This window comes from Stieleria magnilauensis, assembly GCA_007753675.1.
GTDB classification, from domain to species: Bacteria; Planctomycetota; Planctomycetia; order Pirellulales; family Pirellulaceae; genus Stieleria; species Stieleria magnilauensis.
The window spans coordinates 10,554,914-10,577,797 of the sequence record CP036432.1 but is presented as its reverse complement, the minus strand read 5'-3'; the positions used below and the strand labels follow the sequence as shown (position 1 = coordinate 10,577,797).

The 22,884-nt window shown below is 59.4% G+C and carries 12 protein-coding genes; 11 read left to right on the top strand and 1 reads right to left on the bottom strand.

The genetic code is table 11. The annotated features are described in order from the left end of the window. Positions 1–7 precede the first annotated feature (7 nt). Entirely contained in the window at positions 8–1,165 is a 1,158-nt protein-coding gene (locus TBK1r_RS37365) for an IS91 family transposase (RefSeq protein WP_145207619.1), read from the top strand. A gap of 365 nt (positions 1,166–1,530) precedes the next feature. On the opposite strand, the gene TBK1r_RS37360 is transcribed toward TBK1r_RS37365, so the two are convergent. Further along, entirely contained in the window at positions 1,531–1,977 is a 447-nt protein-coding gene (locus tag TBK1r_RS37360) for a hypothetical protein (RefSeq protein ID WP_145221495.1), read from the bottom strand. 828 nt (positions 1,978–2,805) lie between these two features. On the opposite strand from TBK1r_RS37360, the gene TBK1r_RS37355 reads away from it, so the two are divergent. From TBK1r_RS37355 to TBK1r_RS37310, 10 genes are all read left to right on the top strand, one after another. After that, positions 2,806–3,405, top strand: coding sequence for a sigma-70 family RNA polymerase sigma factor (locus tag TBK1r_RS37355; RefSeq protein WP_145221492.1), 600 nt, complete (start codon positions 2,806–2,808; stop codon positions 3,403–3,405). Then, on the top strand, positions 3,402–5,141 hold the full coding sequence (locus TBK1r_RS37350; protein ID WP_145221489.1) for a FecR domain-containing protein: 1,740 nt from the start codon (positions 3,402–3,404) through the stop codon (positions 5,139–5,141). The genes TBK1r_RS37355 and TBK1r_RS37350 overlap by 4 nt, the downstream gene beginning before the upstream one ends. A 2-nt stretch (positions 5,142–5,143) precedes the next feature. After that, positions 5,144–8,347, top strand: a complete 3,204-nt coding sequence (locus tag TBK1r_RS37345; RefSeq protein WP_145221486.1) for a DUF1553 domain-containing protein — start codon at positions 5,144–5,146, stop codon at positions 8,345–8,347. Then, a complete protein-coding gene (locus tag TBK1r_RS37340; RefSeq protein ID WP_419580772.1) occupies positions 8,337–9,773 on the top strand; it encodes a DUF1501 domain-containing protein in 1,437 nt (478 codons plus the stop codon). Before TBK1r_RS37345 ends, TBK1r_RS37340 begins: the two co-directional genes overlap by 11 nt. A gap of 107 nt (positions 9,774–9,880) precedes the next feature. Then, positions 9,881–13,489 carry a DUF1553 domain-containing protein gene (locus TBK1r_RS37335; RefSeq protein ID WP_419580771.1) on the top strand — a complete coding sequence of 1,203 codons (3,609 nt, stop codon included), beginning with the start codon at positions 9,881–9,883 and terminating at the stop codon, positions 13,487–13,489. Between the two features lie 7 nt (positions 13,490–13,496). Then, positions 13,497–14,807, top strand: coding sequence for a DUF1501 domain-containing protein (locus TBK1r_RS37330; protein ID WP_419580770.1), 1,311 nt, complete (start codon positions 13,497–13,499; stop codon positions 14,805–14,807). Between the two features lie 149 nt (positions 14,808–14,956). Then, positions 14,957–15,586, top strand: coding sequence for a hypothetical protein (locus TBK1r_RS37325; protein ID WP_145221480.1), 630 nt, complete (start codon positions 14,957–14,959; stop codon positions 15,584–15,586). Positions 15,587–16,513: 927 nt separating this feature from the next. Beyond that, positions 16,514–18,265, top strand: a complete 1,752-nt coding sequence (locus TBK1r_RS37320; protein ID WP_419580769.1) for a glycoside hydrolase family 88 protein — start codon at positions 16,514–16,516, stop codon at positions 18,263–18,265. Beyond that, a complete protein-coding gene (locus TBK1r_RS37315; protein ID WP_145221473.1) occupies positions 18,265–20,955 on the top strand; it encodes a right-handed parallel beta-helix repeat-containing protein in 2,691 nt (896 codons plus the stop codon). Before TBK1r_RS37320 ends, TBK1r_RS37315 begins: the two co-directional genes overlap by 1 nt. A gap of 481 nt (positions 20,956–21,436) precedes the next feature. Then, positions 21,437–22,765, top strand: a complete 1,329-nt coding sequence (locus TBK1r_RS37310) for an IS4 family transposase (protein WP_419580149.1) — start codon at positions 21,437–21,439, stop codon at positions 22,763–22,765. Positions 22,766–22,884 lie beyond the last annotated feature (119 nt).

The following is a 22,884-nucleotide window of genomic DNA, read 5'->3' as shown; positions in this document are numbered from 1 at the left end:
CCGAAACGTGTCCACGCTGGCCGAAGCCATCGCCAAGCATGGACCGGCATACCTCGCCAAGCTTCCCGACCCGCTCCCCGAGTCACTGTATCAGGTTGCACGCGTGATCTCGTTGTTGCCGTTTTGCCGAACCGGTGCCCTTGGCGGAGTCCTGTATCGATGCGACGGCTGCGGCCAAACGCATTGGACGGGACGGAGCTGCGGAAATCGTCACTGCGCCACCTGTGGTCACGAGAAGTCGCAACGTTGGATCGAGAAGCATCAGAAGCGGTTGCTACCGGTTCATCACTTCTTCGTCACCTTCACGGTTCCCCGTGAAGTCGGCTTGGTGCTGCGCGCGAACCAACGTGAAGGCTATCGTTCGCTCTTTGATGCTTCGGCACAGAGCATTCGGGACGTCGGTGCCGCAACCAAAGCACTGAAAGGATGCAAGCTCGGTTACTTCGGCGTTCTGCACACTTGGGGGCGAGATCCGCTCGTCTATCATCCGCACATTCACTACATCATCCCCGGCGGTGGAGTGAAGGTCGATGAGGAGGGCGCGGCGATCGGCTGGCAGAGCACACCGCAAGGCTTCCTGTTTCGCCACGGCACCCTGGTTCGGGTCTACAAAGCGAAGTTGGCTGACGAGCTTCGCCGCTGTGGACTTTACGATTCGGTGCCGCGCGAAGCGTGGAAGAAGAACTTCGTGGTGGACATCGAAGCGGTCGGAAATGCGTGGGGCTCATTGCGTTACCTCGCGCCCTACATCCATCGAGTCGCGATCAGCGACAAACGGATCGTCTCGGTCACCGACAGTTCGGTCTCGTACACCGTCACGCCCACAAAGGCCAAGCGGACGATCGAGCGGAACGTTAAAGGTGTCAAGTTCGTCGAGGGATTCGCGCAGCACATTCTCCCCAGCGGATTCCAGAAAGTGCGGCACTATGGCTGGATGAGCAGCAATTCGGCGATCCGCCTGGATGAACTGCAACTCCTTGTGTGGATGCATCTGGGCTGGGTGTACTGGTTGGCCAGCGGGCATGCTCCACAACCGGAACGTCTCGTCAGCGAGCCTCGCTGTGCCCACTGTGGTGGTGACCTGCGTGTGGTGACGGTCAGCTTCGACCCGATGCCACTTCCTCGTGGACCTCCACCGGCGGCGTTTCAAAGGAGAGCCAATTGAACGTTCAACGGAAATCGGAGACACAAAATCAAACGTCATCGGGGAGGCGAACAGAGACGCTCTGCGCTGATCGCGTTCAAATTCGCGCAGACGTGGTGCCGAAGCGCACCTTGGCAGGCAAAACGCACATCCGCTGCCGCCGGCTCACCGTATCGAGACCAGCATGGCAACCGCCGAAGAGCATCGCACCTGGCAGATACGTCTTGAACGAGCCCGGGCCATCGAAGCAAAATCCAAGAGAGATTTAGGCGGCCGAGCGAGCGTTATCGGGCTTCTTGAACAGAGGACTTGAACTTCGGCTCGCAAGCTCGCGAAGTCAAATCCTTACTGGTTCTGCTCCGCCTTCACCGAGCGGAGGTGTTAGGTCAGTATCGTTCATCAGCCTGGTATTTGTCAAAACCTCTGTCTGTGCTCACGCGTTCTAACCAGGGAATCCCATAGTCTCTCATTCCAGCAGAAAGCGTTTCAACGAAAGGTTCGGCATCATCTGTGGCCCAAATTTTCCAATCTTGAGTACCGTCCCCTATCAGGCATCCCAGGTTTGCCTCGACCGAATCGTCGTCATTCATTTCCCCTTGCGTCGAGTAGTTGACTGTTCGGCTAACGACAAAAAAGATCGTAAACCGCCCCCGATTCTTACTCCACCATTTGTCGCGGACAACGGTAACCTCGCAATCAAAGTTGTTTCTTCGTCCGGAATATCGAGCAATCGTATTCCCCGATCGATCGCCGGTTAGATAGATGTCGGCACTGGCCAATTGAGGTTCAATCGACTCAGCGAGGATGCGGCGAAGATGCTCGATGACAGTCATCGTTGATGAGCAGAACTTGTTTATTACCTGGTCGCCCGCGGTGGGGGGCTTATCTGCCGCCTTATCCTCGGGTGGATAAGTTTTTGGCGGCCTTATCCGCGGGTCGGCGATAAGTTGTCACCCAATTATCCAGTTTTTCGTCAGAATTGCAACCCGTTAGGGTTGGCCAGCCCCCTCCTTGGCGGAAGGCTGTCTGCAGCGGGCTTGCCAAGCGGTCCGGAAGAGGGGTGGTGGGTGGGCCGATGGCGACGCAGAACGGCGGTGGGATGCAGCAGGCTGGCAAGCCCGACGTCCCCTCCCTTTCCCCTGACGAATCGCTCTCCGGCGAGTGCGCAACCATCCTTCCTAGTGGTGCAGACGGAGTGCTTAACAGGATCAGGGCGTCCGTGATTGCCATGCCGCCCCGGCCTCGCGGTCATGGGTTCTTCAGACGTTTAATCATCCGTAGTGTGGACGATGACGCTGGAGGCAACGGCAGTGAGCCGCCGGGGCTTGTTGGACGGGGGATATTGGCCGGGGGATTCTGGCCGGTGGGCAAAACGATGGGGGCAAGACGATGGTGAGAAGAATGGCAGAATGAGACGGGGCAGAATGATGAACAGACTGGTCAGAACGTCGTGTCAGAATGATTCGACTAGCCCATCATTCTGCCATTTCATGATTCTGCCTTCCCTGACTCGGCCGGGGCGGCGTTTGGCGCGGCAGGAGACAGTCCGTGCTGGCCCGTAGTTAAACTGTGTCTTCTGGCGGGCATCTTTGTTGGGTGCGTGGCCGAAAAGTTTCCGAATCGGGGTAACCTGCCCCGTTCTGCTGCCATAGACCCATGAAATGGCAATTGATCCCCCCTTCGACGATTTGCAGACCGAATCTGCATTACGGCTTGTTTGTCGCGGTGAAACGGCGGCATTTGAGGCCGTGGTGCGCCGGTTCGAACGGCCGCTGCGGGCTTGGCTGGCCGCCCACGCACCGCCGGGGGTGGATGTCGATGATTTGGCGCAGCGCAGTTTTGTGGCGGCGTTCACGCGGTTGAAGGAGTATCAACCGGGGACGGATTTCGCCGCCTGGCTGTTCACGATCGCGCGGTTCCAGCTCCGCACCGAGACGACTCGGCTGCGGCGGATCGCCGACTATCACGCCCGTTACGGTCCCGATCTGTTGCAACGCGAGCTGGATCGGCGCTGCGACGAGACGCCGGAGATGTGGACGACGCGACTGGAGAGTTTGCAAATGTGTTTGGATTCGCTCGGCGAGTCGCTGCGCCGGTTTGTCTCGTGGCGCTACGAAGAAGAGATTCCGTTGGAAGAGATGGCCGCCCGCTGTGATCGTTCGGTCCCCGCCGTCAAGAAACAACTCTGGAAGGTCCGGCAGAAGCTGCAGCAATGCATTGAAACGCGCATGGCGACTGCCAGCGGAGGTGCCGCACCATGACCGACGAACGATTCACCGAACTGTGGACCGACTACCTGGAAGGGGAGCTGGACGAACACGGACTGGCTGAGCTTCGAGAGTTGCTGGAGGCCGATGAACGCCGTGTGACGCAGGCCGCTGATCTGTTTCAAACCCATCGGCTGTTGGGATTGATTGTGGAGGAAGAGCCGACGCGGCAGGACGAATTCGTCCGCGAAACGATGGCCAAGTTGCCGAAGAGTCACGACGAGTTTGTCGGCCGCGTGATGTCCAATGTCGCGCAGACCAAAACGGCTCGGCAGGACGCAGCTCAGCAGGAAACAACCTATCAAGAAACGGCGCGGACCGGACGCACCCTTCGCGGCCGGCGGCGGATCTCGACCGGGATGTGGGTCGCCGCGGCGGTCTTATTGCTCGCGGCGTTGTCGTCGCTGATGTTGCCGAAGCGACAGCGTGAAGGCGAAACGGCGGCGGCACGGATCGACGTGCGGCTGGCCAGCAGCGCGCACGCGACGTTCTTCGGCGAACTGTCACCGCCCGTCGGGACGGTGCTCGCGCCGCAGCGTGAGTATGTGTTGATGAGTGGCATGGTGGAGGTCGCGTTTCCTGCCGGGGCGTCCGCGATTCTGGAAGGCCCCGCAGTGTTTCGTGTCACCAGCCACGAGAGCTTGGCCTTGGACGTCGGGCGTTGTAGCGTTCATGCGCCCGACGGCGCCGAAGGTTTTCGGATCGACACGCCGGCGACTCGGGTGGTGGATCGCGGAACACGGTTCGCCGTCACGGTGTCGGAGACCAGCGAGACGGAAGTGCATGTTACCGAAGGGGCGGCGGATGTGTATGAACGCTCCGGCCCGGTCGCGGCCGAACGAGCAGCTGAACGAGTCGGGGAATTGGTCGCCGAGCAATCCGTGCAAACGCGATTGGTTCGCGGGCAAGCGAAAGCGTTTGCGGCGGCGGGCCGGCTTGGAGCCCAACCGGTGCCCTTCGATTCCAACGTCTATCGCCACAGTTTGCCCGACCGCGTGGTGTCTTACGAGGCGACCCAGGCGGTCGGCGGTGGTGCGGAGAAGCTGACCAGCGTGACGGTGCAGCGTGGCGGGCGGGTGATGAAAATTGACGCGGGTGATTTGATCGCGACGCGTTTGACGTGGTTCAAATCGACCGAGCCACGGGCGTTCTTGTGCGGCGGTCAGCAACTGCCCGTTCCGGCGACCGATGTCGTCTTTGATCACAGTCTGGTCACCGGTGTGATCAATCCCGACGGCAGCGAGCAACCGTTGACGATCTCGCCGATCCTGACGGGCGATGCCGGGACGCCGGGCTTTGCCGTCCGTTTCGATTCACCGGTTTTCAACGGGCCGGGAGCCGACGTGGTATTCTTTGATTTGCAATCGTTTGGCAACCCGATCGACGGAGACGCGTTTCATGTCAGTCCGCTGGTGTTTCGCGACGGGCTAAAGTCCCACACGATCCGCCGATACGATTTGACGATGGAATCGCCCGAGGCCCAAGTACTGGCGAACTTTTACGTCCACCTGTTCGCCCAACCGGCAGACTCGGTCGCCGAGTTGCAAACGCTTCGAGCGGTCCAGCAGCGGCAGGCGATGCGGTTTCGCGGCCTGGCCGTGGGAATCGATTTGTCCGATCTGGGATACGCACCGAACGAACGCGTCGAGGGACTTTTTTTTCAAGATGCGCTTGATGACAAACACATGGTTGACCCGGTCTTCATCGCCGGCTTACCGGAGCTGAATTGAACATGGGAAATGATTCCAAGTGGCGTACGCTTCCAGCTTGCGATTCCCGCCGGCGTTCACGCCGCATCTGCTCGCTTGCCGCACTGCTTCTGCTACCGCTGCTAGCCGCGTCACTTCCGGCCGCCGAAAGCACGCCACCGGGACGTGATCTGTTCGAGATTCATGTTCGTCCGATGCTGGTGCAGCACTGCATCAAGTGTCACGGCGAGACCAAACAGGAAGGCGGCTTGCGGCTCGACACGTTCGAGAGCCTGTTGCAGGGCGGCGATTCCGGCCCCGCGATCGTCGCGGGCAAGCCGGAGGAGAGCTTGCTGATCGAAGCAATTCGTTATGAATCGTTCGAGATGCCGCCCAGTGGCCGGTTGGAAGAATCGGTCACCGCCGGAATCGAACAATGGGTCCGAGCCGATTCGCCTTGGCCGCAAGGATTGGTGTTGAAGCCGACGCCGAAGATCACCGACCAGGATCGCGACTGGTGGTGCTATCAACCGATCGCCAATCCCGACGTGCCGGAAGTGGAGGACAACGGTTGGTGTCGCAATGAGATCGACCGCTTTGTGTTCCAGCGGCACCGACGCGAAGGCATCGAACCGGCGGCGGAATCCGAATCCGGAAAACTCGCCCGACGCGTTCACTTTGCCGTGACGGGATTGCCGCCCGATGGTCAATCTGCCGGCACGCTCGCAACCGGCGAGGGTTGGTACGAAGCACTCGTCGATCAACTGCTTGACGAGCCCACCTACGGCGAGAACCAGGCGCGGTATTGGTTGGACCTGGTTCGCTACGCCGACTCGGACGGCTACAACGCCGATCACGGGCGGCCCGAAGCGTACCGCTACCGCGACTACGTGATTCGCTCGTTCAACGAAGACAAGCCGTATGATCGCTTTGTGCTCGAACAACTCGCCGGCGATGAAGTCGATCCCGGCAACCGAGATGCGTTGATCGGCACGATGTATCTGCGTAATTGGATCTACGAATGGAACCAGCGCGACGTGGAAGGCCAATGGCAACAGATTCTCAGCGACGTCACCGAGACGACGGCCGATGTTTTCCTGGCCCAGGGATTGAAGTGTGCCCGTTGTCACGACCACAAGTTCGATCCGCTGTTGCAGAAAGATTACTTCGCGATGAAGGCGTTCTTCACGCCGTTGCAGCCGCGTGAAGATCAGCCGATCGCGGACGTGGAAACTCGCACCCGGCATTTACAACAACAGCAAACTTGGGAAGCGGCGACGGAGGAGATCCGCAAGCGGTTGCACGAAATCGAAACGCCGGTGTTGCTGGCCCATGCCACCCGGGAAGGATTTGACAAGTTCACCAAAGAGATCCGGGCGATGATTTCCAATCGTCGTCGTGACCGCAGCCCGTACGAGCATCAGATCGCGTCGCTGGCGTCGAATCAATTTGACGTGCATCCGGACAAGTTGACGGAATGGTTGGACGAAGAAACCGAAGCCGAACGCCAGCGGTTGCGTAAGCAGCTGGCGGAGTTCGATCATTTGAAACCGGAACCGTTGCCCACGCTGAAATTTGTCGCCAGCGATGTGGGGCCGGTCGCGCCGCCGACCACGATCCCCGACGCTGCCGATTCATCGCCGATTCCGCCGGGCTATCCGGTGATCCTGGATGACAAGCCGGCCGAGATTCAGCCGCCGCCGCCGGCATTGCAATCGACCGGGCGGCGGACGGCGCTGGCCCGCTGGATCACCGACCCAAACAATCCGCTGACCGCGCGGGTGATCGTCAACCGCGTTTGGCAACAGCATTTCGGACGCGGCCTGGTGGAAACGACCAGCGACTTCGGACGTCTGGGAACGCCGCCGTCCCACCCGGAGCTGCTCGATTGGTTGGCCCGACGCTTCATGCAAGACGGCTGGAGCCTGAAGAAACTGCATCGTTTGATTTTGACGTCGGCCACCTATCGTCAATCGTCCGAACGGCCGATGGACGAGCAACTGGCGAAGCTCGATCCGCAGAACGTGCTTCTGTGGCGGATGAATCCTCGACGGTTGTCCGGTGAAGAGCTTCATGATGCCGTGCTGGTGGCCAGCGGGAAATTGGCGAAAGAAAAACGTGCGATCTACAAACCGGTCAAACGCAACAAGTTGGATCCGTTGTTGGCGGTGTTCGATTTTCCCGATCGTGTGGAGAGCCAATGCAAACGGCATCGCACGACCACGTCGCCCCAAGCCTTGTTGATGATGAATGATCCGTGGCTGCACGACCAGGCGAAAGACATGGCCAGTGAGCTGGCATCGGCGAGTCTTGATTCACTGGTCCAAAGCGTCTACCAACGGATCTATTTCCGCGAACCCGGCGAAGGCGAACTTCAACAAGCCGAGCGGTTTGTCGACTCCTATGAATCGATCTCGCCAGAGCCCGCCGCGCCGAAGCAATTGACGGCGTTCCCCGACGGGCGGCAGGCGATCGCATTGAAATCGGAGCCGCCGACGGAGATCCAAATCCCGGCGGTCAAGTCGCTGCAAACATCGCCGGACAACGGTGACTTTACGATCGAAGCGACGGTGATGTTGCATTCGCTGTATCCCGATGCGTCGGTTCGAACGATCGTCGCCAACTGGTCGGGCGACCAATCCAAGCGGGGATGGTCGCTCGGTGTGACGTCGACCAAGAGTGCCTTCAAACCTCGCAATCTGATTCTGCAACTGGTGGGTTCACGCGAGGATCCGCAAGGCAAACCGGAATACGAAGTCGTCGCTTCCGATCTGCGGCTGGAACTGAACCGTCCGTATTACATCGCGGTGTCGATCGATTTGGACGATGCATCGAAGAACGGCATCACGTTCTACTTGCAAGATTTGTCAACGCCCGATGCGAAGCCGCAGGTTGCCAGCGTGGCCCATCGTGCCCGCTGGAACGTGCAAGCCGATCGGCCGATCGAAATCGGCGGCCGTTCGAATCGCCATCGCTGGGATGGATTGATCCAGACTGTCCGCCTGCATCAAACCGCGTTCAGCGGTGACGACGCCGTGCAGCAATTGACCAAGGATCGTTCCAACGACCATTTGGTTTTTGACATTCAGTTCGCCAAGGCGGATCGGTTGGGCCATGATCTGTCTGGCAACGATCTGCATGCGGTGATCAAATCGGGTGAAGCCACGACGGCATCACCCCGCCAGCGCGCCCGGGTGGCGCTGCTGCACGCGCTCTTATGTTCCAACGAGATGATCTATGTCGATTGACAAAATGAATCGCCAAAGCCTGTCGCGCCGTCAGATGTTGCTGCAAAGCGGCAGCGGATTTGGGGCGATGGCATTGGCGGGGATGCTGAACCAAGACAGCGCGATGGCCGCCACCGCGTCGGCTCCGTCGCCTTTGGCCGCGAAGATGACACACCATTCGGCGAAAGCCAAAAGTGTGATCTTTCTGTTCATGGACGGTGGTCCGAGTCATCTGGACACGTTTGATCCCAAGCCGGCATTGGAAAAGCTGGCCGGCAAGCCGATTCCCGAAAGCTTTGGCCGGGTGATCACCGCGATGGGCGAATACGACTCGCCGATCCTGCCGTCGGCGCGGAAATGGAAACAGCACGGCGAAGGCGGATTGTGGATTTCCGACTGGCTGCCACACACCGCTGAAATGGCCGACGAGTTGGCCGTGATCCGTTCTTGCTGGACCAACGGGATCAATCACTCCGGCGGCATTTGTCAAATGAACACGGGCAGCCAGTTCGCCGGCCGGCCGTCCTTGGGCAGCTGGGTGACGTACGGGCTGGGATCGGAAAACGAAAACCTTCCCGCCTTCGTCGTGATGCAGGAAGGCAAGGGCCGTGTGATCAACGGGGCGCGCAACTGGGGCGCGGGATTCATGCCGGCGGTCTATCAAGGCACGACGATGCAGAAGGAAGGGCCGCCATTTGCAAACATCCATCCGCCTAAACACGTGGCGTCCGGTCAGCAACGCCAGGAACTCGATTTTCTGTCGCAGCTGAACCAACGCCACGCCGAAACGCGACAGGACAACACGGATTTGGAAGCACGGATTCGCAGCTTCGAGCTTGCGTTCCAAATGCAATCGCACGCACCCGAAGCCGTCGATCTGTCACAGGAATCCGCCGACACGCATCGCTTGTATGGCCTCGACGACGAAGCGACCGCGCCGTACGGTCGCAATCTGTTGATGGCCCGTCGGCTGGTCGAACGTGGCGTGCGGTTCGTGCAGTGTTACCACGGCGCGGGCAGCAAGTGGGACGCACACGACAACATCGAAGCCAACCACAGTAAAATGTGTCGCGGCATGGACCTGCCGGTCGCCGGTTTGTTGAAGGATCTGAAACGACGGGGATTGTTGGAGCAGACGCTGGTGGTCTGGGGCGGCGAATTCGGCAGAACGCCGATGAGTGAGAAAGGCGACGGTCGCGATCACAATCCGACCGGATTCACGATGTGGATGGCGGGTGGAGGCGTGCGTTCGGGACAGGCCTACGGGACGACCGACGAAGTCGGCTTACACGCCGTCGAAGATCGATTGCACGTCCACGACGTGCATTCGACGATCCTGCACCTGATGGGCGTCGATCATCGCAAACTGGTTTACGTTCATAAGGGACGCCCCGAACGGATCGACCAAAACGAAGGGCGTGCGTTTACGGAGATCGCGGCGTCATGAGATTCGGTCACCTTTGCTTTTTCTGTCTGTCGTTGCTCCTCGGCAGCGGCGCGTCGATTGCCCAGGACAATGCAACGTCCGATGCGGCTGTAGGAGAGGAATCTGCGTTGCAGGATTCCTTACGTTGGGACTTTAGCGACGACGATGTCATTTCGCCGACAGTCCAAGGCAATGTGCAATTGGAATTGCCTGGGCCGCGTCCGCCGGAATTCCCCGACTTTGCCGGCAACAACACCGCCGTGCGATTCGGCGGCGGGCACTTGGTCATCACCGACACCGGGCCGGACAGCCGGTTCGACTTCACCAACGGCGATGCCGTCACGCTGGAGGGTTGGGTGAACCCGATCGGAATTCGCCCCGGAGACTTGTGGTATGTGATCGGCAAGGGGCGAACCGGATCGGCGGGCTTTGCGCGAGACAACCAGAACTGGTCTCTGCGTTTGACCGGTGACAAGGGGGAGGCGAAAGTCAATTTTCTGTTTGCGACCAAGCCGAGCGGCGGCGACAAGCATTGGCATCGCTGGACATCGAAGCTGGGGTTCCCGCTGAACACGGGATGGCATCACATCGCGATCCGCTACCGTTTCGGTGACCCTGAGTCGATTCGCGGGTTCATCAACGGCCAGCCGACCGACGGCAGCTGGGACATGGGCGGGGCGACGAGCGAACCGCCAGTCGTCGATGACGACGAGGTACGCATCGGTAGCCGTTTCAAGGGCATGATCGATGGCGTGGCCATCCACCGCAAAGAGCTGGACGACAAAACGATCGCCGCAAAATTTCGCCGTGAGGGAGGACCACGCGTCGTCAAGTTGCAGCCCGAAGTCATGCCCGAGTTGAACGGGGTTCCCGAGGGCCGCGTGTTGATGCAGCTTTGCAGCGGCTACCCGACCCATGATCGCTGGCTGTATGACGGCGAAACGGCGCCGGCCGAATCGGCGCGTTGGCTGGGCGACGAATTTTTGCTTCCACGAATCCCGCTGCAGTTCGATGATTGGGGCATTCGCACGGGCTGGAACGCGCCGGTGTTGTTGCGGATGGCCGCCGATGTCGAGTTGCCGGTTGGCACAAATCAGTTTCTGTTGCGCGGCCGCGGGCTGGGACGCTTGTGGGTCGACGGCCAGTTGGTGTCGCGAACCAAGGCCCACTCCAAGGCGCCGCCCAACGGCGAAGAACCGATGACGCCGCTCGCCGAACCACCGCTTCCCGGCGTGCGGGTGCATGGGTATCGGCAACAGGAAGTGATCGCCGAAGCGACGATCAAGCCCGAGGATGACCGTGCGACGCGTCGTGTCCGTGTGGTGTTGGAATTGTTGGTCGGCGGCAGCAGTCGTCGTACCGAGACCGGCGAAGTTTGTGTGGCGGTGTTGACCGACGACGGCGAGTCCTACGACGTGTTGGGAGCGGGAACGCGACGTCTGCCGTTGAACGATGGCGCCGTCGAACCGGCACTCGATCGCATTGAAGATTCGCTGGCACAACTGGACGACCAGCGGCGTCGCGCCGCAGCGGAGTCACAGGATTCATTTTGGCACCGTCGTCATCAACTCGCCCGGCAATGGGCGGCCGAACATCCAGCGCCGCCGGTCCCCGCGTCCGGTGGTCATCCGGTCGACGCGTTTGTCCAGCAGAAGATTGACGATGCACTCGCCCAGTCGGCCGACGACGATGATCGTCAAGCCGAACATTTTCACGGCAAGGTTCTGCCGTTGTTGCGCGAACAATGTTTCCGCTGTCACGGTGAAAAAACGAAAGGCGGTTTGAAATTGGACTCGCGCGCCGCGGCGCTGCAAGGCGGTGAATCAGAAACTCCCGCGGTCGTTCCCGGCGATTTAGATGCCAGCGAGTTGATTGCGCAGATCCGCAGCGGAGCGATGCCGCCGACCGATGAAGGATTGTCGACCGATCAGATTGAATTGTTGGAGCAATGGGTCCGCGACGGAGCGGTCTGGCCGGCGCCACCCTTGGCAGCCGACCAGGTTGCCTTGGCTCCGGTTGTCGGCGACGAAGCGTTTTTGCGACGGATCTATCTGGACACGGTCGGCGTGCCGCCGAGTGCCGACGAAGCCAGGGCGTTTCTTGACGATCAACGCGACGACAAACGGCAACGTCTGGTCGACGAACTGCTGGCGGACGATCGTTTCGCCGATCACTGGATGAGTTTCTGGCAAGATTTGTTGGCGGAGAATCCATCGCTGCTCAATGCGTCGCTCAATAGCACGGGCCCGTTTCGCTGGTACCTGTATGATTCGTTGCGGGACAACAAGCCGCTCGATCGCATGCTGACGGAATTGATGTTGCTGCGTGGTGGGTCATCCGAAGGCGGGAGCGCCGGATTCGGCGTGGCGGCGGAGAACGATGCGCCGATGGCGGCCAAGGGGCACATCATCGCGTCGGCCTTCTTGGGCATCGAACTGCAGTGCGCCCGCTGTCACGACTCGCCCTATCACAGCACGACGCAGCACGACCTGTATTCGCTGGCCGCGATGATGGCTCGCAAGTCGGTGAAGGTTCCCGCGACCAGTCGTGTGCCATCCGGGTTCTTTGAAAACCAACAGAATCGCGAATCGCTGATTCAGGTGACGCTTCCGGCGGACGAATCGGTCACGCCCGAATGGCCGTTCGCCGAGCAAACCGGCGCGGTCGACGGTGCCGAGATCGACGCGTTGATGATGCAGCCGACTGACACCCGCGAGCGACTCGCTACGCTGGTCACCGCGCCTCAAAACACACGTTTCTCCCGCGTCATCGTCAACCGCGTCTGGAAGCAGTTGATCGGAGCCGGGATCGTGGAGCCGGTTCACGATTGGGAAGGCCGCGGTGCCAGTCATCCGCAACTGCTGGATTGGCTCGCCCACGAATTGGTCGCCAACCACTACGACCTGCGCCACATCGTTGGTCAGATCGTGACATCGAAACTGTATCAGCGTGCAGCGATCGGGACGAATCTTCAGGCTTCGTCGGAGTTGCGGTTCTTCAACGCACCGCAGCGGCGTCGGTTGACGGCCGAGCAAGTCGTCGATTCGCTGCACTATGCCACTGGCAATGCGATCGACGTCGAAGAGCTGACGTTTGTGCATGACGGGCGACGTCCGCTGAGCAATCGTCAAACGCTGGGACGCCCCAGCCGCGCGTGGATGTTCGGCGACTTGAAAAACGAACGCGATCGACCGAGTTTGTCACTGCCCAAAGCGCGGGCGGTCGTCGATGTGCTCGAAGCGTTTGGCTGGACGGGCGCGCGGCAGATGCCGATCGTCGATCGTGAGACCGACCCGAATGTGCTGCAGCCGGGCATCCTGGCCAACGGCACGTTGTCCATGACGCTCACGCGGGCCTCGCAACAGAGCGAATTGGCTGAGCTTGCGATCGATGCCACCAACGCCGAATCGTTGGTCGAAACGTTGTTCTTGCGTCTGCTGTGTCGTTTGCCGAATGCGGAGGAACGCGAAACGTTCACCGCTGCACTGGCCGAGGGCTTTGATAAACGTTTGGTCCCCGATTCGCAGATCACAGCGCCCGAATCGCCCGAGCCGTTGCCGCTGGTGACATGGTTCAATCATTTGCGTCCACGGGCGAACGAGATTCAAGTGGAACTGGAACGCCGCGTTGCGGCCGGACCACCGCCGGACCCGAGGCTGGAAACGTCTTGGCGTGAAGTCTATGAGGACGTGGTTTGGAGTTTGGTCAACCATCGCGAATTTGTTTGGATACCGTAACCGAGACATGAACATGAAACCTTTCACACGACGCGACGTTCTGGCCGCCGGTGCCGCAACGGCAGGCGGATTAGGCCTGTCGTCGCTGGGGCTCGCCAATCCGTCCAGCCAAGACGCAGCCGCCCAGCTGCTCCGCGGCAAGACCGAGCACGTGATCTCGATCTGGCTCGGCGGCGGTATGGGCCAGATCGATACGTTTGATCCCAAACGCAAGGGCGACCCGTCGAAGAAACAAGCCGGTTCGTATTACGAATCGATCGATACCGCCGTCGATGGTGTGCGCGTGTGCGAACACCTGTCGCAGCTGGCTCCGTTGATGGACCGCGTCACGGCCGTCCGCAGTGTGCATCATGAGATGATCGACGAGCACGCCGCGGCCACCAACCGCATGCACACCGGTCGACCGATCAGCGGAACGGTGACCTATCCGTCGCTGGGGTCGATCATCGCGCACGAACGCGGGGCCGCCGGGGATGGTGCTCCGCCGTACGTCTTGATCGGCTACCCCAACGTGACGCGTGGCCCGGGCTTTCTCGGGGCGCGTGACAGTTATCTGTATCTGACCGATACCAGCCGAGGCCCGGCCGGTTTGAGTCGGCCCGATGGGATCACGCCGCAGCGGCAATCGCGACGCGAACGGTTTCTGGCGACACTGCAACGAAACGGCGACCCGACCGCCGAGCAACGGTTGCTCGATTATGACGCGGCGATTCGCCAGAGTCTGGAATTGAGCGGTCCGAGTTTCAACCGCGTGTTCCAACTCGATCGCGAACCGGCCGATTTGCGATCACGCTACGGCGGCGAGTTTGGTCAGCGCTGTTTGCTCAGCCGGCGGCTGGTCGAGCGTGGGGTGCGTTTCATCGAAGTGTCACACAACTTGAACTTTCTCAACGGTGCCGGCTGGGACGTGCACAACGCCGGGATCTTGCAACAGCACAAGTTGATTCAGGAGATGGACACCGCGGTCTCGACGCTGATCCTGGACCTGGAAGAAAAGAAGCTGCTGGATAAGACGCTGATTGTGATCACCAGTGAGTTTGGTCGTCCGCCGGAATTCGATAGCGGCGGTGGTCGCGGCCATCAAGGCACCGCATTCAGTTGTATCCTGGCCGGTGGCGGTCTGGCGCACCGCGGCGCTTGGGGCGAAACCGATGAGTTGTCCAAAAAGATCGTGTCCGATCCCGTCAGTGTGCCTGATTTCTTCGCCACGATCTGTGCTGCGGCCCAGGTCGACTATCGCAAGAACCTCTACGCCGGCGACCGCCCGGTCCCGATCACCGACCGCGGCGAACCGATCGCGGCGTTGCTGCCAGCGTAGTCCTTGATTGAGTGGAGCGAGGCAGGACGAGAACGGACCATTGACGCGTTCGCAGGTGTTTTGGAGCAGATTTTACTAGATTGGCGGTCGCGAACTTGCCAGAATAGTCGGGTCAGAATCAAAGCATCGGTGCCAATCGGAGAAGAACAGTGAGCCTGCGGACGTTATTCATCCTCGCCAGTATTGTCTTTTGTCTTCAGCCGAATGTCGCATCGTGCGCCGATGACAAACTGCCTGAGGTTCAGTCCTCGGAGCATCTGATTGCCAGCGAGCTTGACCAACATGCGACCGATATCCGATCAATCGACCGACGCTTTGTGGACGCCCGTGGTCGCCTGGAGCAATCGTACATTCAAGAACGCAAATCACTCCGCGAAACGTTGATGCGGCGGTTGAACAAGCAGAAGAAGGCTCATACGGAGAAGGGAGAACTGGACATCGCCGTTGCCATCCGCGATCAGATGAAACGAATCGAAGCGACCGAGATTGTTCCGCCGAATCAGCAGTCAACCAAAGAGATGGGTTCGCGACCGGCCGGAGCCCCTGCCATCAAGGGAACGTGGCGTTGGAACAACGGTGTGGATATCGAGAATTTGGCCGATGGACAAACCAATGGGGCCGGAACGTGGCGATTGATCGATCCTGAGAAGCAGACTTATGAATTTCGGTGGAAACGAATTCCTCCGGATCGGGTAACGCTTTCGCCAAACGGCCGAGTTCTGGAAGGAACGAAGGCTCACGATCCAAGCTTTCGGGTGTGGGCGGTCCGCATCGATTGAATCCCAACCCCTACCAAGCGCCTTCCGCCCAATCGCCCACTAATCAATCGGCTGCCGAGGCATACGTATCTCGGCCGCGGCATTCAGCGATTCGGTTCTGGTTGTACTTCCACGTAGCCGCGGTTGCTGTTTCCTGTGTCTTCTCTCTCGTGGACACCCGAGTCATTCACGTTCCGTGGGCTGTCATCGATCTTCTTCAATGGTTTGTCCTTCCGATCATCGCCGCCTTGTTGATTTGCCCCGTCGCGATTCTGATTTGCACACTTCAGTCGTCCCTCAGCTCCGAAAAACGCCTCTTCGTGCTGTCTCTGGAGACGATCGTTTTTTTCGCCCACCTTTTTTGCTTGGTACCTGCTATTCAGTAACGCGATCGCCACGGTGATGGACTGCCACGGTGGATGGACGTGACGCCGTTACGCTGACGTCACTCAGGACTGGTTACACACTTTCGGAAGCCCATCAAAAAAGGAGCGCCGCGGTACACCGCTCGACCTCATAGGCATCAAGTTAAGCCGTCGGTTCGTCATTGAGGTGAAGTCACCTTCCCTTCCAGCATTGGTATCTACACAAGTTGCTTTTTGCCCAAAGGGCATGCATATCCATAGCCTGGGGCAAGCAAACCGAGCATTTGCGAGGGTTGCGCCGCCCCAGGAACCTCATCGCAATGAGGTAGAATTGGCCAACGGCCATGCACAACATTGGCGTTTGACGAGGCATATGTGTATGGCCGTTGGCCAATTCCTCTCGTTCTCGTTTGCGGACCTTGGGCGATGCCCAAGGGTACGGATGTGAACGGCCGTTGGCCGAAACCATCTACTCAGAACAGATCTGACATGCAAAAGATGTGTAGATACCAATGCCTGCCAGGAGGGTGACTTTGAAATGCAAACCGTTCAATTTTTATTGGCCTACCTTCCGCGTTCCACTATGAATCTTCATCTCCTCCGCACGGCGACCGCCATCGCGTTCTGCGTCTTGCTCGGCTCGACCGTTCGCGGTGAATCCCCCGCAGCGAACACACTCGACGAGACGATTTCGCAATATCCTCTCTCGGGCGTCGTTCGATCAGCGATCGGAGTCACCCGCGGGGACACGCCGATCCCTTGTTTGCTTTCTGCCGAAAGCTTGGACGCGAACTCGAAGAAGTTTCACATCCTGCTGATCGGTGGACTCGACGGAGACCTCGCCTCGGTTCGACTCGCGCTGCAGTCGATGGCTTCGTTTCAAAAGGACCCAACGCTCTCGCGGCGGTTTACGGTTTCCTGCGTCCCTTGCGCGCGTCCTGACGATCTGGGACGTGAAGGGATCGATGCGTTGTCGTTTCCGCCGAGTGGAAACGCGTACAACCAACCGGACAACGACGTCGCCCACTATCTTTGGCGATGGATCGGCATGCATGCCCCGGATCTGGTGATCGATCTCCGCGGCGATGAAGGCGACGAATGGGTTTACCCGAATCAGCCGGCAAAGCTACTGGAAACAATACGGCCGCATGGATTGAAAATCAGCGACCGGATGGCCAAACCGGACTCTCTGGTCTCCGCGTTAAGCCGGCACAAGCCAGCGGGGACCGGATCGATTCCGGCCTTGCAAACCGGCAGCCGCCAAGCGATTGACCTGATTACCGCTTCACTCGATCGCCCGTCGGTGTCGCTGCCGCATTCGCATGCCCAAAACGAGATCAAGCGTCGACTGGCGCGATCGCCGCTTGAGATTGCTCAGGAACTGTCGATGGTCTATGGGCATCAACTCGATAGCGTCCAATACATCCCCGCCCTGGCCGTCATCGGTCGAATGCGAGTGGGCGAATTGACAGACGACCCGCAGCCGCTGCGTGACGCCATCAAGTTGGGCGAGCCGTATCGAAGCGAAAGAAAGGAATCCCTACCTGCCAGATCAAGCGGCAGCACGTTGTCGGGGCATCTCGTTTTTTCGCAGCTCGCCCGACGCACAGGCGACAAGCGTTGGACGCGTCTGGCGAAGAAGGCAGCCGATGACGGATTCGACGCCGACGGTCAGCCGAAGGTGTCGATGCCGTTTCACAATGAAATGAGCGATGCGGTTTTTATGGGCTGTGCGATTCTGGCCGAGGTCGGTGCGCTGACCGCAGACGCAAAGTATTTTGATCAGTGTTTGCGGCACTTGCAGTTCATGCAGACGCTGTGTCTCCGCGATGACGGCCTGTACCGTCACTCGCCGCTCAATGAAGCCGCCTGGGGACGCGGCAACGGTTTTCCGGCGCTCGGGATGGCGTTGTCACTGAGTGCCATTCCCGAAGACACGCAAGCCCATCGCGTGTTCTTGGATTCGTATCGAGACCATTTGCAGGCTTTGAAACAACACCAGGACCCGACGGGCGCCTGGCACCAGGTGATCGATCGCGAAGAGAGTTACCGAGAGTTCACCAGCACCTGCATGATCACGTTCGCGATCGTACGCGGCTTGCGACGGGGTTGGCTTGACCCGCAGGAATGGGCGCCCGTGGTCGAGAAGTCTTGGTCGGCGATCAAGTCACGGATCGGATCGGGCGGACAACTCGTCGATGTTTGCACCGGAACCGGAAAACAGAAAACGGTTCGAGACTATTATGACCGCACGGCGATTCTCGGCCGCGATGACCGTGGGGGTGCCATGGCATTGCTCGTTGCAACCGAGATCGCGTTTTGGGAGAAGAACTGATGGGTTTGATTTGTCGTGCCGTGTTATTGTTGTTGATGGCGCCGCTCGCAGCGGCCGTGATGGCTGACGAGACGGACATCCACTTCTACGTTTCACCCGGCGGGTCGGATACGCAACCGGGTACTTCGCAGCAGCCGTTTGCCTCGATCGCACGGGCGCAGCAAGCGGTGCGAGAGGTTCGTGCCGCCGGTGGTGATCAAGCCGTGACGGTTCATCTGCGCGGCGGCCACTATCGGTTGAACCAGACCATTCAATTTACTTCAGCCGATTCGGGCGCTTCACCGCAGCGTCCGGTGCGTTATCGCGGCGAGCCCGCTGGCGAAGTGATCTTATCCGGCGGACGTACGATCGATGGATGGCAGCTGGACCCCGAGCACCCCGGGCTGTGGAAGACACGCGTCGCGGTGCCGCGATCCGGGGAGGGCGAAGATTGGCGATTTGAACAATTGTGGGTCAATGGACGTCGGGCGACGCGAGCGAGGACTCCCAGTGACGGCGATTTCTTCACCTTGCTGGGTGTCGGCGAAGCGCCCGTCGACGCATCGCCGCCCAGAATGCAACACACGTTCGCCACCCGAGCAAGCGATCTGGTTTCACTACGAGACACCGATCCGGACGCGCTGCGTGATGTCCAAGTCGTCGTCTATCACAAATGGGATACGACGCGTGAATGGTTGCAATCGTGTTCGCCGGGCGACGGCTCGTTCACGACGCACGGCACACCGATGAAGTCACACAATCCGCTGAACCGTGATTGTTTGTACTTCCTCGAAAACTATTTCGGTGCACTGGATTCCGCCGGCGAATGGTTTTTGGATCGGCAGGGGTGGTTGTTTTACCGACCGCGTGACGGCGAGACGATCGAGACGATCAACGCGGTCGCCGCCGAATTGCAGCGTTTGTTCGAATTCCAAGGTGACGTCGACGATCCCGAACGGCACGTCAAACACATCCACTTCGAAGGGCTGACGCTGCGGCACGCCGAGTACCGTATTCCCGAGGAAGGCATTCGCCCGAATCAGGCAGCGATGAACGTCGATGCGACCGCGATCCAGCTCGATGGCGCTCGACAGATTCACTTCATCGATTGCGCGGTCGAACACATCGGCGGCAGCGGGTTTTGGTTTCGTCAGGCGTGTCGTGAATGTCGCGTCGAACGAACGCGAGTCTTTGACGTCGGTGTCAGTGCGGTGCGGATCGGCGAGACAGGGTTGGTCCCCGAGCCGGTGCGGACGTCTGGAATCACGGTCGACAACTGCATCCTTCACAGCGGCGGGCGAATCCTGCCGTGCGCCGTGGGAGTCTGGATCGGGCACAGTAGCGACAACGCGATCACGCACTGTGACATCGCCGATTTTTACTACACCGCAGTGTCGGTCGGCTGGCGTTGGGGTTATGCCGACAGCGGCGCGAAACGCAACCGCATCGACTTCAACCATCTGCATCACATCGGGTACCGCATTCTCAGCGACATGGGAGGCGTCTACACGTTGGGGCCCTCGGAGGGCACCAGCGTCAGCGGTAACGTGATCCACGACGTTTACGCGACCCGGTACGGCGGATGGGGGCTGTATCCCGACGAGGGCAGTTCGCACATCGTGTTTGAGAACAACTTGGTGTACGACGTCCGCGATGGCGGTTTTCACCAGCACTATGGTCGCGAGAACATCGTCCGCAACAACATCCTGGCGTTCAGCGAAGAAGGCCAGGTCGCGGTGACGCGGGCAGAGCCGCATCTCTCGTTTACGTTCGAGCGAAATTTGGTTTACTTTGACGAGGGTCGATTGCTCGGTTATTCCGGCTGGAATAACGGTTCCAAAGTCGCGATGAATCACAACCTGTATTGGCGTGCCGACGGCCAGCCCTTTGACTTCGCCGGCAAGACCTGGCAGCAATGGCGCGACGCTGGCCACGATCAAGATTCGATTATCGCCGATCCGATGTTCGTCGACGCCGGTCAACGCGATTTCAGATTGCGGCCCGGATCGCCCGCGTCCAAGATCGGTTTCGTCCCGTTCGACATCACGTTGGCTGGAGTTCAGGGCGACCAGGCTTGGAAAGATCTCGCCGCGGCGACGACGTTTCCCGAGCCCTATCAGGTTCCGCCGCCGCAACCGGTCGACGTTCGCGATGATTTTGAAACCGACCACCCCCTGTCGCTGATGAGTCTGGCGACATTGTCCGACGAAGGCCGCAAGTCACTGTTTTCCGTCGTACCGACGCCCGGTGGCAAGGGCCATTGCTTGAAGGTGCAAGACGCGGTGGACATGCGGGCTGCGTTCAATCCCCATTTTTATTGGGATCCCCATTACACGCAGGGCAAATCAAGATTGAGTTTTCGTATCCGTTTGGAACCGAGCGTCACGGTGTCCTGTGAATGGCGCAGCAAGACCCAAACCTATCAAACGGGACCGAGTCTGCAGCTGAGCGAAACCGCGGTGCACAGCCGGGGGCAAAAACTGTTCGACATGGAAGCGGGGACTTGGTTGCACGTCACGATGGAAGCAACACACGGCATTCGCAACGCTCGCTGGCAGGCGACGTTTGTGTTGCCGGACGGCCGCCGGCACCGGGTGACGGATCTGGGATGTGATCCGGACTGGACCGAGACCCGTTGGGTCGGCTTCATCGCGTCGGCGCGCAGCGACGGCGCGTTCTATCTGGACGACGTCGAGATGCAGAACGAGTGAGTTTGTGCGTGTCTGCATCAAGTCGTAGGTGATGCCCGGAGGGCAGGCACAGTGTTTGCCGGCGGTGTGAACCGCCGGTTGAATGTCGCCTCCACCACTCCAGCCCTGGAAGGGCGACACAGTCCATGCGGCGGTCTCGACCCCGCGATTACTGTGTCGGCCTTCCAGGCCTGCGGCGAAATTGCATTGGAATCTGGGCCCTGACGGGCCCGGCAAACACTCTGTCAGCCCGCTGGGCTTTGCATACTGATGCGGTTCCTGGGGCGGCGCAACCCTCGCAAATGCTCGGTTTGCTTGCCCCAGGCTATGGATATGCATGCCCTTTGGGCAAAAGGTGACTTGTGTAGATACCAATGCCTGGCAGGAGGGTCGAGCGAAGCGAGGGGCATACGCACCAAGTTAAGGAATTGAGGTAGAAAAAAAGCGGAAAAACCTTCATGAGGTAGTTATCACCACAACCTCGGAAGAAGGAGTTTCCGCCGTGAAGACCATAGATCGATTGGCCACTTTGTTACAGACCAGTTTCGGAGAACTTGCCGAGCAATCTGCCGCCGAATCCAAGGTCATCAAACGACGACGAAAGTTTGATGCCTCAACGCTCGCGAAGTCGTTCATTTTGGCCATGCTAGCCAAACCGACCGCCAACGAGGAGGACATTGCCAGCATGGCTGCTTCTGTGGGGCTGACGATTTCTCCCCAGGCCGTTGAGCAACGATATAGCGATCAATTGGTCGCCTTCTTTCGTTCGCTGTTTGCCAAGATGAGTATGCAGGTCATGCACTCCGAGTCGAAGCTCGCCCCGCTTTTGGAACGATTTACGTCGGTCAAGCTGATCGACAGTTCGGTGATCAGCTTGCCGCCGAGTTTGGCAGCAGAATTTGCAGGTTGTGGCGGTGTAGGGGAGCACAATACCGCTGCAGTGAAGCTTCAAACCGAACTTGACCTGGCCAATGGGGAGTTGCAGTGCATTCAACTCGAACCAGGGAAGTCGCCCGATCAGGCAACAAACCGTCAAGTCGTGCCACTCCAGAAAGGCTCACTTCGAATCGCTGACCTCGGCTATTTCTCATCCGCCGTCCTTTCGTGTTATGCAGCGTGGGGAGCCTTTTTCCTGACGCGATTGCTTTACAACGTGAAAATCAAGGTGGACGATCACTCCGAAGGGCTAGTTGCTTGGCTGAGCCGACAAAATGACTCACTGATCGACTGCGACGTCACAGTCGGCCAAGGCACTCCGCTGGACTGCCGATTGATCGCATGGCGAATCCCCAAGGCAATCGCCGCGAAACGTCGCAGGGAAGTTCGCAAACGGGCGAAAAAGAAGGGCCGTACACCGAGTCAGGACCGCTTGGCGGCTTGCGACTGGAACTTTTTAGCCACCAATCTTGCAGTAGAGCAATTGAGCGTCCAAGAGGCGATCGTTTTGTACCGCAGCCGCTGGCAAATTGAATTGCTCTTCAAGCGATGGAAAACGTACTGCCAGATCGATCTGATGGATGGGCGCACGGACACCATTTCGATGGCCCGGTTTTGGGTCCGCCTCTGTGGTGCACTTCTCCAGCAGTGGTTGGTCATACTGGCGGGCTGGTTCGAGAATTCATCGCTAAGCTTCGCAAAGATAGCTAAGCGGCTTGCAAATTGGATGGATGAATTGGCCAGTTGCCTCGTATCGCATTCAAGACTTTGCGAATATCTCGCAAAAATCCGAAACCGAGTCCTACCGATCTGCAAGCGAACAAAAAGGCGGAAAAAGCCGGGAACTGCGGAATTGCTCCGCGATCCCAACTTGCTCGAATATTCCTTAACTTGATGCCTATGCCCCTCGCTGCGCTCGACCCTCCCGCACACGGGAGGGTTACCTCTTAACTTGACGCGTCTCAGGCTCGTCGCTGACCGATTTGACGCTCTGGAAGCCTCTCCCACGGGGAT